The organism is Microbispora oryzae (assembly GCF_017896165.1).
GTDB classification, from domain to species: domain Bacteria; phylum Actinomycetota; class Actinomycetes; order Streptosporangiales; family Streptosporangiaceae; genus Microbispora; species Microbispora oryzae.
Window position 1 is genome coordinate 53,147 of sequence record NZ_JAFCNB010000011.1, and the last position, 13,684, is coordinate 66,830.

General features: G+C 71.9%; 15 protein-coding genes. 8 read left to right on the forward strand and 7 right to left on the reverse strand.

What is annotated here, in order from left to right; genetic code table 11:
• Entirely contained in the window at positions 1 to 381 is a 381-nt protein-coding gene (locus JOL79_RS20280; protein ID WP_210157439.1) for a cupredoxin domain-containing protein, read from the reverse strand.
• A gap of 28 nt (positions 382 to 409) precedes the next feature.
• Positions 410 to 1,297 carry a copper resistance CopC family protein gene (locus JOL79_RS20285; protein ID WP_210157440.1) on the reverse strand — a complete coding sequence of 296 codons (888 nt, stop codon included), beginning with the start codon at positions 1,295 to 1,297 and terminating at the stop codon, positions 410 to 412.
• Between the two features lie 240 nt (positions 1,298 to 1,537).
• Between JOL79_RS20285 and JOL79_RS20290 the strand changes: the two genes are divergently transcribed.
• The 5 genes from JOL79_RS20290 (at position 1,538) to JOL79_RS20310 (ending at position 6,511) form a co-directional block, all read left to right on the forward strand.
• Positions 1,538 to 1,765: a FeoA family protein gene (locus tag JOL79_RS20290; protein ID WP_210157441.1), complete on the forward strand. Its 228-nt coding sequence runs from the start codon at positions 1,538 to 1,540 to the stop codon at positions 1,763 to 1,765.
• Positions 1,758 to 3,935 carry a ferrous iron transport protein B gene (gene feoB / locus JOL79_RS20295; protein WP_210157442.1) on the forward strand — a complete coding sequence of 726 codons (2,178 nt, stop codon included), beginning with the start codon at positions 1,758 to 1,760 and terminating at the stop codon, positions 3,933 to 3,935. The genes JOL79_RS20290 and feoB overlap by 8 nt, the downstream gene beginning before the upstream one ends.
• Entirely contained in the window at positions 3,932 to 4,228 is a 297-nt protein-coding gene (locus JOL79_RS20300; RefSeq protein WP_210157443.1) for a FeoC-like transcriptional regulator, read from the forward strand. Before feoB ends, JOL79_RS20300 begins: the two co-directional genes overlap by 4 nt.
• Before the next feature lie 118 nt (positions 4,229 to 4,346).
• On the forward strand, positions 4,347 to 5,567 hold the full coding sequence (locus tag JOL79_RS20305; protein ID WP_210157444.1) for an NAD(P)/FAD-dependent oxidoreductase: 1,221 nt from the start codon (positions 4,347 to 4,349) through the stop codon (positions 5,565 to 5,567).
• Positions 5,568 to 5,578: 11 nt separating this feature from the next.
• A complete protein-coding gene (locus JOL79_RS20310; protein ID WP_210157445.1) occupies positions 5,579 to 6,511 on the forward strand; it encodes an RNA polymerase sigma-70 factor in 933 nt (310 codons plus the stop codon).
• 24 nt (positions 6,512 to 6,535) lie between these two features.
• On the opposite strand, the gene JOL79_RS20315 is transcribed toward JOL79_RS20310, so the two are convergent.
• The 5 genes from JOL79_RS20315 to JOL79_RS20335 form a co-directional block, all read right to left on the reverse strand.
• A complete protein-coding gene (locus JOL79_RS20315; RefSeq protein WP_210157446.1) occupies positions 6,536 to 7,354 on the reverse strand; it encodes a patatin-like phospholipase family protein in 819 nt (272 codons plus the stop codon).
• Entirely contained in the window at positions 7,351 to 7,770 is a 420-nt protein-coding gene (locus JOL79_RS20320; protein WP_210157447.1) for a PPOX class F420-dependent oxidoreductase, read from the reverse strand. The genes JOL79_RS20315 and JOL79_RS20320 overlap by 4 nt, the downstream gene beginning before the upstream one ends.
• A 102-nt stretch (positions 7,771 to 7,872) precedes the next feature.
• Positions 7,873 to 10,119 (reverse strand): heavy metal translocating P-type ATPase, encoded by a 2,247-nt coding sequence (locus JOL79_RS20325; protein ID WP_210157448.1) that lies wholly within the window; start codon positions 10,117 to 10,119, stop codon positions 7,873 to 7,875.
• 36 nt (positions 10,120 to 10,155) lie between these two features.
• Positions 10,156 to 10,377: a heavy-metal-associated domain-containing protein gene (locus tag JOL79_RS20330; RefSeq protein ID WP_210157449.1), complete on the reverse strand. Its 222-nt coding sequence runs from the start codon at positions 10,375 to 10,377 to the stop codon at positions 10,156 to 10,158.
• Positions 10,378 to 10,419: 42 nt separating this feature from the next.
• A complete protein-coding gene (locus JOL79_RS20335; protein WP_210157450.1) occupies positions 10,420 to 10,701 on the reverse strand; it encodes a metal-sensitive transcriptional regulator in 282 nt (93 codons plus the stop codon).
• A gap of 412 nt (positions 10,702 to 11,113) precedes the next feature.
• Here JOL79_RS20335 and JOL79_RS20340 point away from each other — a divergent pair, with 412 nt between their 5' ends.
• From JOL79_RS20340 to JOL79_RS20350, 3 genes are all read left to right on the forward strand, one after another.
• Entirely contained in the window at positions 11,114 to 11,299 is a 186-nt protein-coding gene (locus tag JOL79_RS20340) for a hypothetical protein (RefSeq protein WP_210157451.1), read from the forward strand.
• A 91-nt stretch (positions 11,300 to 11,390) separates the two neighbouring features.
• Complete coding sequence (locus tag JOL79_RS20345) at positions 11,391 to 12,446, forward strand: PLP-dependent cysteine synthase family protein (RefSeq protein WP_210157452.1); 1,056 nt, start codon at positions 11,391 to 11,393, stop codon at positions 12,444 to 12,446.
• Positions 12,443 to 13,672, forward strand: a complete 1,230-nt coding sequence (locus JOL79_RS20350) for an MFS transporter (RefSeq protein WP_307848635.1) — start codon at positions 12,443 to 12,445, stop codon at positions 13,670 to 13,672. The genes JOL79_RS20345 and JOL79_RS20350 overlap by 4 nt, the downstream gene beginning before the upstream one ends.
• The last annotated feature ends 12 nt before the right edge of the window (positions 13,673 to 13,684 follow it).

Genomic DNA, 13,684 nt, shown 5'->3' on the forward strand with positions numbered 1-13,684 from the left:
CTAGCGCACGACGAGCTGGAACAGCTGCAGTTCCGTCTCGTGGGTCTCGACTTCGAACAGCCCGGTCTCGTCCGCGACGAACTCGATCGAGGCGGGAGTGCCCGGCTGCAGGCTCGCCTCCTTGTCGTACCCGTGCACGTGGGCCTCGTCCGCCACGTCGCTGGTCACCTTGATCCGCACGGTCTGCCCCTTGGTCACCTCGATCCGGCCCGGCTCCGGCGTCACCTTGCCGCCCGCGATCGTCACGGTGATGTCCTTGGGCGGGGCGTCGGCGGAGGCGGGGGTGCTCGACCCGCCACAGGCCGACGTCGCCATCACCAGGGCGGCGCCGAGCAGGAACGTGGCGAGCGGACGGCGGATTCGGGCAGGCGCGTGCCTCATCGTTATCTCTCCAGGGGGTGCGGACAGGTCAGCGCCGTTTGGCGGACCCGGGACGGCGTGCATTGCGCGACGCGGGCGCGCGTGAGGTCTTCTTCGCCGGCTGACCGCCGGGGCGGCGCCGGGCCGCCGGGCCGGTGGGTGCGGGCCGTCGCCGCGCCGCGCGGGCCACCATGAAGCCGGCTGCGACGACGACGATCGCGGGCACCAGCCACACGGAAAGTCCGCTGCCGGAGTCGGACGGCCGCGCCGTCTGGGCGGCGGCTCCGCTCGTCCCGATCTCGGGCACCGCGGCCTGGGAGCTCCCGGTCTCCGGGACGGGGGCCTGGCTCTGGCCGGTCTCCGGGACGGCGGCCTGGGTTCCGCCCGTCTCGGGGACGGCGGACGCGGGACTGGTCCCGTGCTCCGGCGCGAGCAGGGTGGGGTCGGGTTCGTTGGTGGGAGCCTGCCAGCCCTTGGGCGGTCCGGAGGTCTTGCCCTTGTACGTGAATCGGACGTCGCCCTTGACCAGTTCGCCGTCCGAGGCGATCGTCAGGTATCGGATGACGTAGACGCCGTGTTCGGGCCAGTAGGCCACCGGGATCTGCGCCGGGAGCCCGGTGTTGAACACACGTGGTTCCCAGACGCCGTCGACGAGGTGATACTCCTGGATCGGCTCGTCGAGACGCTTCGGCTCGCCGCGCGACCAGGGCTGGTCCACCCGCTTACCGCTGGGGCTGGTGACCGTGAAGTAGTCGATGGGGGCGGGCATCTCGGTGAAATAGAGCGAGACCGACTCCAGCGGCTCGCGCACCGTGCTGTCCTTGGCCGGTATCGTCAGCGCGAGCTGTCCGTGGGCCGCCGCGGGTGCGGTGAAGGCGGTCAGCGCCATGCCCCCGAAAACGGCGAGCACGAACAACCGGCACAACCACCGCGCCATCGCTATGTCTCCTCTCCCAACGTACGGCCACTGGCTGCGGAGGGTGCCGGATACTCCGACCGATGAGACCGATGGCGTCGAGATTAGTGACCCATGTCGGAAATAAACAGAACTTGGATGGATCGTATTCATAGTGGAAGATGGGGCGGTTGAGGCGCGAAAGGATTACCCGAGGGGGATAGACAGGCCCGCCGACCTTAGGCAAACCTAACCTCATATATTGGGGGGCGGGGAGGTGCCATGAGTCCGGGTGACTTCGCGCGCGGCGGGGTGATGCGGCTGAGCCGCGTGACCGGCGACCGGCGGCATCGCCGGCGGCTGGCCGAGCTGGGGTTCGTGCCGGGCGCGAAGATGTCGGTGCTGAATCGGGGCCTGCACGGCGGGCTCGTCCTGGTCCTCGGTGACGGCCGGGTGGCCGTCGACGCCCTGACCGCGGCGACGCTCGTGGTGGAGCCCGCCGATGGGTGACCGGCCGGTCGCCAGAGCCGTTCTGACCAAGCCGTGCTGCGACGACGCCCCAGGCGTCGTCCGCGCCGGCGATCCCAGGGTCGCCCTCGTCGGCAACCCCAACGTGGGCAAGTCGACGCTCTTCAACATGCTCACCGGCGCGCGGCAGCGCGTCGGCAACTGGCCGGGCAAGACGGTGAGCGTCGCGCAGGGCACCTGGCGCTCGCCCGGCGGCGGCGTCACGGTCATCGACCTGCCCGGCACCTACAGCCTGGTTCCCGGCTCGCCCGACGAGGCGCTGACCCGGGACCTGCTCGTCGACCGGGGCATGGACGGCCGTCCCGACCTCGTCGTGATCACGGTCGACGCGGCCAACCTCACGCGGAACCTCTACCTGCTCGCCCAGGTGATGGAGACGGGCGTGCCGCTCGTCGTGGCGCTCACCATGGTCGACATCGCGAGGACCCGGGGCATCCGGATCGACGCGGGACGCCTGGCCGAGCTGGTCGGCGCGCCCGTCGTGCCTGTCGTCCCCCGCCGGGGCGAGGGCGTGGACGAGCTCGGTCGCGTGATCGCGGCGGCGCTGGCCACTCCCCGCCGCCCGGCCGTGCCCGCCCTGGGTGACGACCTGGAGACCGCGTTGGCGCAGGTCACTGCCCTGGTGCCCGGCGAGGCCGCGGCCCGCTACCCGGCGCGCTGGTTGTCGATCGCGCTGCTCGCCGGGGAGAACGTGCCCGGCGTTCCCGAGGCGACCGCGGCCGGGGCGCGCGCCGCGGGCGCCGTGCTGACCGATGCCGCGCTCACCGGCGACGTGCTGACCGGCGACGGTGCGCCAGACGACCCTGAGCTGGACGATCCCGAGTTGCTGATCGCCGAGCAGCGTTACGCGTGGGTGCACGAGGTGATCGCGGAGGTCGTGACCCGCGCCGGAGCCGGTCGCGCCACCTGGTCCGACCGGGTCGACCGGGTGCTGACCTCCCGATGGCTCGGCCCGCCGATCTTCCTGGCGGTCATGTGGGCGGTATTCGTGCTCACCACGAAGGCCGCCACACCGCTGATGACGGGCTTTCAGGACATCGTGGACGGCCCGGTGTCCGCCGGGGCGGGCCGCCTGCTCGACGCGCTGGGCGCGGGCGAGGCGATCCGGGGCCTGGTGATGAACGGCCTGATCGCCGGGGTCGGACAGGTGCTGGCCTTCGTTCCGCTCATGGCCATCATGTTCGTGCTGCTGTCCGTGCTGGAGGACTCCGGCTATCTGGCCCGCGCGGCGTTCGTCGTCGACCGGCTCATGCGGCTGATCGGACTGCCCGGCCGCGCCTTCCTCCCGTTGATCGTCGGCTTCGGCTGCAACGTGCCCGCCCTGGCCGGCACCCGCATCCTGTCCGACCGGCGGCACCGCCTGCTGACCGGGCTGCTGATCCCCTTCGTGACCTGCAGCGCTCGTCTCACGGTGTACGTCCTCGTGGCGAGCGCCTTCTTCGGCAGCGCCGCGGGCACCGTCGTCTTCGCGATGTACGTGCTGTCGATCGCCCTGGTGATCGGGATGGGCCTGCTGCTGCGCGGCACCCTCTTCCGCGGCATGGCCGAGGAGCCGCTCGTGCTCGACCTTCCGCCGTACCGGCTGCCCGCCGTACGGGTGATCGGGGCGCAGACCTGGATCAAGCTGCGGGCCTTCCTGAAGACGGCGAGCGGGATCATCGTGGCCACGGTCACGCTCGTGTGGCTGCTGTCGTCGATCCCGTTCGGCGGTCAGGGCTCGTTCGCCCACACCCCGATCGAGAACAGCGTCTTCGGCGCGGCCTCGCACGCCATCGCCCCCGTCTTCACGCCGGCCGGGTTCGGCGACTGGCACGCCTCGGCCGCCCTGCTCACCGGATTCGTCGCCAAGGAGGCCGTCGTCTCGACGATGGCCCAGACCTACAGCATGAGCGAACCGGCCGACGGCCACCAGCCGGGCGGGCTCGGCGCCGCCCTCCGGGACACCATCGGGCAGACCTCGCACGGTCACCCCGTCCCCGCCGTACTGGCGTTCCTGGTGTTCCTGCTCGCCTACACGCCGTGCATGACAACCGTGGCGGCCCAGCGCGTCGAGATCGGGGGTCGGCTGACCCTCTTCGGCGTCGGGATGCAGCTCGTCGTGGCCTGGGTGCTGGCCCTGGCCGTGTTCCAGGTGGGGAGCCTGTTCCTGTGAGCGCGCTGCGCAGAGTCCTGGAGGAGATCACCGCGGCCCGTGGCGGGGCGAGTCTGGACGAGATCGCCCGCAGGCTGGATCTCGGCCGCGACGAGGTCGACGCCATGGTCGGCTACTGGATCCGCAAGGGACGCCTGTCGGCCGACGACATCGCGGCCGCCTGCCCCAGCGGCGGATGCGGCTCGTGCGCCCACGGCGACAACGGCGAGCCCGGGTGCGGCACCCGGCGTGACGGCCCGGTGCTGCTCGCCATCACCGTACGGCGGCCCGCCGGGGCGGATGACCGGAGCTGAGACCGCCGCCCGGCCCGCTCCCGAGTGTGCCGCGCGTCACATCGATCCCATGTCACGGCCGGACGGGCCGCTCGCATCTGCTGGTCGTCGGGAACGGCGAGCGAGCGAAGGCGGGACGATGAACACTGACCACGAATCCGGCACGGCCACCCCACACCGCGTCGTGATCCTGGGGGCGGGTTACGCGGGCCTGTCCGCGGCGATCCAGCTCGGGGCCCGCCTCAAGGGGCGCGACGCGCAAGTGACCCTGGTGAGCGCCGAGGAGCGGTTCACCGAGCGGCTGCGGCTGCACATGACGGCGACCGGGCAGCGGCTCGCCGAGCTGAGCGTCCCGGAGCTGCTTGAGGGCACGGCGACGCGGTTCGTGCGCGGCTGGGTGACCGCGGTGGACGCGGACGCGCGGATCGTGCGGATCGACGCCGACCGCGCCGACCGGGTCCTGCCCTACGACACGCTGGTGTACGGATTGGGGTCCGTGGCCGACACGGCGGCGGTGCCGGGTGTGGACGACTACGCGTACACGCTGAACAGCGCCCAGGACGCCGAGGCGCTGGCCGAACGGCTGGCGGGGCTGGCGCGGGTCGGCGGCGGCACGGTGGTGGTCGCCGGTGGCGGGCTGACCGGCGTCGAGTCGGCCGCGGAGATCGCCGAGCGGCACCCGGAGCTGGACGTCGTGCTCCTGGGCCGGCGTGAACCCGGCGCGGACATGCGCCCCGGGGCCAGGGCGTATCTCCACGCGGCGCTCGGTCGCCTGGGCGTCCGGGAGCGCGGCGGGGTGGAGGTGACCGCGGTGACGCCCGGTGCGGTCGAGCTGGCGGGCGGGGAACGCGTCGCCGCCGACGTGGTGGTGTGGACGAGCGGCACACGGGTGTCGCCGCTGGCGGCCGCCGCCGGGCTGACGGTCGACGAGCGCGGCCGGGTCGTCACCGACGCGACGCTGCGGTCGGTGTCCCACCCGGAGGTGTACGCCGTGGGTGACGCGGCCGCGATCCGACAGGGGTACGGCGTCATGCACGGCACCTGCCAGGGCGGCATGCCGACCGGCGTGCACGCCGCGGTGTCGATCGTCCGTGCGCTGCGGGGCAGGCGGCCCAGGCCGTTCCGCTTCGGCTACTACCACACCCCGGTGAGCCTGGGCCGGCACGACGCGGTCGTGCAGTTCACCCACCCCGACGACAGGCCGCGGCGCATGTATCTGACCGGCCGCCTGGCGGCCAGGTACAAGGAGGTGGTGAGCGCCGCGCCCTGGCCCACCTGGGGCCGCATGAAGAAGATGCCCGCTTCGGGCGTGTTCTGGCCCCGCGGTGGCCGCTTCACCCGCATCCGGGAGGCGTCGTGAATACTCCATCCGTGAATCCCCCGTCCGCGGACCCCGGCCAGCAGGTGTTCCACCGGCACCGCGGTCTGCTGTTCTCCGTGACGTACCGGATCCTCGGCTCGGCGGCGGACGCCGAGGACGCCGTCCAGGACGCCTGGATCAAGTGGTCGGCCGCCGACCGTTCCCAGGTGGCCGACCCCAGGGCGTACCTGACCAGGATCGTGACGAACGAGGCACTGGCCCGGCTGCGCTCCAGCCGGCACCAGCGTGAGACCTACGTGGGGCCGTGGCTGCCGGAGCCCATCCTCACCGCCGGGGACACCGGCGGGGACGCCGCCGAGGCCGTCGCGGACGCCGAGTCGGTGTCGATGGCGATGCTGGTGGTGCTGGAATCGCTGAGCCCGCTCGAACGCGCGGTATTCGTGCTGAAGGAGGTCTTCGGCTTCACCCATGCCGAGATCGCGGAGGCGGTGGAGCGCTCGGAGGCCGCGGTGCGACAGGCCGCCCACCGCGCTCGCGAGCACGTGCGGGCCCGGCGGCCGCGCTTCACGGCGGACCGGTCGCGGCAGCGCCAGGTCACCGAGCGGTTCCTCGCCGCCGCGACCGGTGGTGACGTCAACGCCCTGATGGAGCTGCTGGCGCCCGACGTCACCCTGTGGACGGACGGCGGCGGCAAGGTGCGCCAGGCCATGCGGCCGGTCGTGGGCGCGTCCACGGTGGCCGGATGGTTCGCCGCCATCGGCACGGTCGCCTACCAGGGCGTCGAACCCGCCGACATGGCCGCCGAGATCGTCGAGATCAACGGCGGGCCGGGCCTGATGTTCAGCGGACGGGGACGGCCGATCGCCACCGTCACCTTCGATTTCGGCGCGGACGGCCACATCACCGCCATCCACAACGTGGCCAACCCGGACAAACTTCAGGCGATCGTCAAGGGCACCACTCACGACGTCCGGACCCGGTAGGGCCCCCTCACCGGCCGGGGCGGCTCACATGGTCACCGAACACGCTCTGATACGCCCGGCGGCGTGCGGAGCCTGTCTGACACCGGCCTGATATGCCGGTCCCCATCTGGTGCGATCGGTGATGTCCGGTCCGAACGCCTCGATCGCCTCGGCATCCGGAACCAGCCGTACGACCGTTGCTCCACCTGTCGTGACACCGTTCGTCCCGGACATGTGTGCCATCGGCTCAGCCACGATCACGACGCGCGCGTCACCGGCCAGGTCGGTGTTGGTCCCGGCCCTGAGAGCACCGTCGATGTAGCGACGCCCGCCGATGGTGATCGGTGGCGCGGTCGCCGGGAAGGCGGTGCCGGCGGCCACGGCCTCCGGCAGTGACGCGGAGCCGTGCCGGTCCCATATGACCGCCTCGCCGGTCTCGGCGTCCACCGCCGGGATCAGCAGCGGCCGGTCCGGCCACTCCGCCGTGCCGATCACGGACCGCATCCGGGCGACGGCGACCTCCTCGCCGCCGGTCGAAGCGCTGACAGCGATCCGGCCGACCCGGCGCCGGGCCTCGGCCGGCTCAAGCTCGGTGTCGCCGAGCGTCGCGAACACTTCCGCGAGTCTCCCCGGATCAGTGCGTAAGCCGCCGGGATCAGTAGAAGAGGGCAGCACGGCGAGCCGGTCGAGATCTCCTCCACCGGCCAGGATCGCCGCCACGATCGCGCCCGCCGACGTGCCGACGATCAGATCGGCCGCGCCGAGGTCGATCCTCTCGCGTCGGAGCCCCGCCGCGAGCCCGGCCAGCCACGCCGTACCGACCGGGCCGCCGGGTCCCAGAACGACCGCGGTCTCCACCGTCACCGGCCGGTCCCCTCGGGCGCGATGTCCCGGCCGTACATACCGGGCCGGTCCGGGTCGACGTTGTAGGCGACGATCCGGCGCGGACGGATACGGATGAAGCTGGTGCTCGCGTGATCGGCCGGAGGGGCGGCCAGTGACGCCGCCTCCGCCCGGCCCCGGATCTCCAGGAACCGCACACCGGACATCCCATCGCCCACCACGTCGTCGACCACGAAGGAGACATCCGAGTGGATCTTGATGTTGCGGAACTTCGCCGACGACTCCATCCCGAATCCGTAGATGTCGATCGTCCCGAGCTCGGCGTTGTGGTCGAATCCGACGGGCTTGTTCTGCGGTGTGCCGTCGGGCGCGACCGTCGCCAGCCGTCCGCGTCGCTGACCCGCCAGATATTCCGCTTCAGCAGGGGTGAAAGCCATGGCCAGAGCCTAGAACGCGTCAACCCCCACCCTCATCGGCCAAAGGCCCCACGAATCCCCAAGACGATCGGCCTAGGCCCTGACCCCGTCACAGTGGCGGGGTCAGTGGAAGCGGCGCAGGCGGAGGCTGTTGCCGACGACGAAGACGCTGGAGAACGCCATCGCCGCCCCGGCGATCATCGGATTGAGCAGGCCGGCGGCGGCCAGCGGCAGGGCGGCCACGTTGTAGGCGAAGGCCCAGAACAGGTTGCCCTTGATCGTGCGCAGCGTACGACGGGACAGCCGGATCGCGTCGGCCGCCACCCGCAGGTCGCCCCGCACCAGCGTGAGGTCGGCGGCCTCGATGGCGACGTCGGTGCCCGTGCCCATGGCCAGGCCGAGGTCGGCCTGGGCGAGCGCGGCGGCGTCGTTCACACCGTCGCCGACCATCGCCACGGTCCTGCCCTGGGACTGCAGGCGCTTGACCACGTCGACCTTGTCGGCGGGCAGCACCTCGGAGACGACCTCGTCGATGCCCACATCCGCCGCCACGCTACGGGCCACCGCGTCGTTGTCGCCGGTCAGCAGCACCGGAGTGAGCCCGAGCGCGCGCAGGTCACGGACGGCCTGAGCGCTCGTGGGCTTGACCGTGTCGGCCACCACGAGGATCGCCCGCGCGGCGCCGTCCCAGCCGACCGCCACCGCCGTACGACCGGCGGCCTGCTCCTCCCGCAGTCGCCGGTCCAGTTCCCCGGGAAGACGCTGGGACCATTCCGCCAGCAGGCGCGGCCGTCCGACGAGTACGGCGTGGCCGTCCACGATGCCCTGGACGCCGAGGCCCTCGACGTTGGCGAAGTCCTCCGGCGCGGGCAGGCCGCCGACGCGTTCCGCGGCCCCGCGGGCGATCGCCCGCGCGATCGGGTGCTCGGAGGCGTGTTCGAGCGCTCCGGCCAGCCGCAGCACCTCGTCGGGGTTCTCATCTTCGGCGGTGATCACGTCGACCAGCCGCATCCTGCCCTCGGTGACGGTGCCGGTCTTGTCGAGCACGACGGTGTCGATCGCGCGGGTCGACTCCAGCGCCTCCGGACCCTTGATCAGGATGCCGAGCTGGGCGCCGCGGCCGGTGCCGACGAGCAGCGCGGTCGGGGTGGCCAGTCCCAGCGCGCAGGGGCAGGCGATGATCAGTACGGCGACCGCGGCGGTGAAGGCCGCACCGGCGCCCTCGCCCGCGGCGAGCCAGTAGATCAGCGTGGCGGCCGACAGGGCGATGACGATCGGCACGAAGACGCCCGAGATGCGGTCGGCGAGGCGCTGCACCTGCGCCTTTCCGGCCTGGGCCTGCTCGACCAGCCGGGCCATCTGGGCGAGCTGGGTGTCGGACCCGATCCGGGTGGCGCGGACGACCAGACGTCCGCCGGCGTTGACCGTGGCTCCGGTGACGCCGTCGCCCGGCCGCACCTCGACGGGCACCGACTCTCCGGTGAGCATCGAGGCGTCGACCGCCGACGTGCCCTCCTCGATGACGCCGTCGGTGGCGATCTTCTCGCCGGGCCGTACGACGAAGAGGTCGCCGGCCTTCAGCTCACCGACGGGGACGCGCGACTCGCGGCCGCCGCGGATCACGGCGACGTCCTTGGCTCCCAGGTGGAGCAACGCCCGCAGCGCCGCCCCGGCACGGCGCTTCGAGCGGGCCTCGACGTACCGTCCGACCAGGATGAACGTGGTCACTCCGGCCGCGGCCTCAAGGTAGATGTTCCCCGAGCCGTCGCCGCGTGTGATGGTCAGGTCGAAACCGTGGGTCATCCCCGGCATACCGGCGTCGCCGAAGAACAGCGCCCACAGCGACCAGCTGAACGCCGCGAGCGTGCCCACGGAGACGAGGGTGTCCATGGTCGCGGCGCCGTGGCGCAGGTTGGTCCAGGCGGCGCGGTGGAACGGCAGGCCGCCGTACACGACGACCGGGGCCGCGAGCGTGAGCGACAGCCACTGCCAGTACGTGAACTGCAACGCGGGGATCATGGCCATCGCGACCACGGGTACGGCGAGCACGATGGAGACGAGCAGGCGGGTGCGCAGGGGAGCGAGATCGTCCTCCGGCTCTCCGGCGGCCGGTTCTGGCTTCGGCGGCTCGGGCAGTTTGGCGGTGTATCCGGCCTTCTCCACCTCAGCCACGAGCAGGTGGGGATCCAGGTCATCGGGGAAGTTGACCGTGGCCTTCTCGGTGGCGTAGTTGACCGTGGCGGTCACGCCGTCCAGTTTGTTGAGCTTGCGCTCGATCCTGTTGGCGCACGACGCGCAGGTCATGCCGCCGATCGAGAGCTCGACCGTGTCGCCGCCCATGGGCGGCCGGTCGCCGGTGACGGAGACCATCACTTCTCCTTTCGTCTTTCCACGTGCCGCCCGGCGTCAGTCGCCGGGGTGGGAGCCGACCAGTTCGTATCCGGCCTCCTCGACGGCGGCCTTGATCTGGGCCGGCTCGACGGGGGTGTCGCTGTGCACGGTCACCAGCCCGCCGTCGAGCTCGACCTCGACCTCGGTGACTCCGGGCACCTCGCCGACCTCCTCCTTGACGGAGCTGACGCAGTGGCCGCAGGTCATGCCGGCGACGGTGTATGTGGCGGTCGTCATGACGACTCTCCTCGGTTCTGCTCGGTGTTCCGGTGCGATCGATCAGGAACGGACGAGTCGGGCGATGGCGTCGGAGGCTTCCTTGATCTTGTCGTCCGCCTCGGCGCCGCCCGTGGCGATGGCCTCGGCGACGCAGTGCGCCATGTGCTCTTCGAGCAGTTCCAGGGCGAACGCCTGGAGTGCCCTGCCGGCGGCCGAGACCTGGGTGAGGATGTCGATGCAGTACTTGTCCTCGTCGACCATCCGCTGCAGCCCGCGGACCTGCCCCTCGATCCGGCGCAGCCGTTTGAGGTGGTCGTCCTTGGTGTCCGTGTACCCAGCCATCGCGCTCCGCCCCGCTCTCACGTCCTTTCCTGAGCCAACACCCTACCCCCCTACCGTATTCCGTCGGTACGCCGGGGGTGGCGCCGCGGAGGCGCGGGAGATCGCCGCGGGGCGATCCGTCAGCCGCGAGCGTGGTGTCCCGACGCCCGCCGTTCTCGTGGCCGTTGCGCTCAGGCACGTGTCCGTTACGCCGTGCTACCGTCGTTGACCAGCCATGATTCGCCGTTCCGACATCGACATGAGGCCACGCTGTGCGGCGTGGTCCGTCGTGCTGCTGGGAATCATCACGGTCGCCCATCTCTGGTCTCACGCCTGCAGTCCTTATGGCGGCGCGGATCATAGGAGTTCTCCGCCGATCGCGTCCGAATCCGATCACCCATGGAATGGCGGCGACGACACGACCGCGCATTCCGTGGCGTTCACGGTGCCCGGCGCGGCGGCCGCCGCCGCGGGGCCCCCGCTCGCCGGGCCCGATGTCGAGATCGCGCCGCTGAGCCCGCCGTCGATCGACCCCGCGAGCCGGGCGGGACGGGATCCGCCGTGCGGCTATCGGGCCCGCGCGGTGCTCACGCGCACCCTGGAGATCTGTCGTCGCTGACAGGCGGGACGAGCCGCCGTCCGTACGGGACCGCGGCCCGTCCGCATGTCCGGAAGCGTCAGCGACGAGCACAAGGAGCTCAGGACCCGCCATGTCCGCCCTGCGATCCACCCTCGGCACACCCGGCACCGCCCCACTCGTGGGCGACACCCCGCTCTATCGGATCGGAGCGCCGTTCGCCCCGGCGGGACGCGGCTTCTGGGCGAAGCTGGAAGGCGCGAACCCGGGCGGTCTCAAGGACCGTTCGGCACTGCACATCGTCGAACGCGCGCGGGCGCGGGGCGAGCTCGCACCGGGGGCCAGGATCGTCGAATCGACGTCGGGCACCTTCGGGCTCGGGCTGGCGCTGGCCGCGGTCGCCTACGGTCATCCCCTGACCGTGGTCACCGATCCCGGCATGGAGGACATCGTCCACCGGCTGCTCAGCGCGTACGGCGCGGAGGTCGTCACCGTGACCGAGCCACATCCGGTGGGTGGCTGGCAGCGGGCCCGCCTGGAGCGGCTGGCGGAGCTGCGGGGCGCGTGGCCCGCGGCCTACTGGCCCCGGCAGTACGACAATCCCGACAACGCGGGCGCGTACGCCGGCCTGGCGGGGGAGTTGCTCACCCAGATCGACCGGGTGGACGTCCTGGTGTGCAGCGTCGGCACGGGCGGCCACTCGGCGGGGATCGCCCGGGTGCTCCGCCGGCGTTTTCCGGAGATGCGGCTGATCGGCGTCGACTCCGTCGGCTCGGCGATCTTCGGGCAGCCCGCACGGCCCCGCCTCATGCGAGGGCTGGGCAGCAGCGTCCATCCGGGCAACGTCGCCCACGAGGCGTTCGACGAGGTCCACTGGGTCGCGCCGCACGAGGCGGTGTGGGCGTGCCGCACGCTCGCGTCCACCCACTACGCCACGGGTGGCTGGAGCGTCGGCGCTGTCACCGTCGTCGCCGCATGGTGCGCCCGCACCCTGCGGCCCGGCACCCGGATCGTGGCGATCTTCCCCGACGGCCCCGCCCGCTACTTCACCACGGTCTTCGACGACGCCTACTGCGCGCGGCACGACCTGCTCGGCCGCCCGCCCGCGCCCGAACCGGAGGAGATCGCGCATCCCGGTGACGCCGAGGTCACGCGCTGGACCCGCTGCGCCAAGGTGGTGACGGGGTGACGCTCCGGCGCCTGCTCTCCTTCGACCCGGCCGTCCGGCTGCTCATGGTGAACCAGCTCACCATCAACGTCGGCTTCTACATGCTCATGCCGTACCTGGCCGGGCACCTGTCCCATGGTCTCGGCATGGCCGCGTGGGCGGTCGGCCTGGTGCTGGGCGCGCGGAACCTCAGTCAGCAGGGGCTGTTCCTGCTCGGCGGCACACTCGCCGACCGGCTGGGATACAAGAACGTCATCGTCGCGGGGTGCCTGCTGCGCACGTCCGGGTTCGTGTTGCTCGGATTCGCCGACTCCCTCGGCGCGCTCCTGGTCGCCTCGGCGGCCACCGGCTTCGCCGGCGCGCTGTTCAACCCGGCCGTACGGGCCTACCTCGCCCATGCCGCGGCCGACCGCCGGGTGGAGGCGTTCGCGCTGTTCAACGTGTTCTACCAGGCGGGCACGCTGCTCGGCCCGCTCATCGGCCTGACCCTGGTCGCGGTGGACTTCCGCCTGGTATGCCTCGTGGCTGGGGGTCTGTTCGCCGCGCTGACCGTGCTGCAGATCAGGGCGCTGCCTCCCTGCCACGCCGTGCCCGTGGCCGCCGCCGGGGTGCTCGGCGACTGGCGGGCCATCGTGGGCAACCGGCCGTTCCTGCTGTTCGCCGTGGCGATGACCGGCGCGTACGTCGTGTCGTTCCAGATCTATCTCGTGCTCCCGCTGGAGGTGGGCGACGCCGGGGCGGTCACCGCGATCTTCGCTCTCTCCGCCGCCGTCGCGGTCGTCGGCCAGTCGCGGATCACGAGCTGGGCCCGTGAGCGATGGGCTCCGCCGTACGCGATCTCAATGGGGCTCGCGTCGATGGGGGTGGCGTTCGTGCCTCCCGCGCTCTGCGCCGCGCTCTGGCCGGACGCGACGGCGGCGCGGGTGGGGGCGATCCTGGTCTGCGCGGTGGTGCTGACGTTCGGCACGACCCTGAGCTATCCGTTCGAGATGGACACCGTGGTGCGGTTGTCCGGCGAGCGGCTGGTGGCGACGCACTACGGCCTCTACAACACCGTCGCAGGAGTGGGCATCGCGCTGGGGAACCTGCTGACCGGGGCGCTGCTCGACACCGGGGTGCGCGTGCTCACCTGGATCGCCCTGGCGGCCCTGGGCGGTGCGGGCGCCCTCGCCGTTCACCTGCTCGGGCGGGCCGGGCGGCTCGCCGGGAGCGAACCGGTGGCGGTCGTCGGATCCCGAGTAGCCTGAATTCAGGGTTTT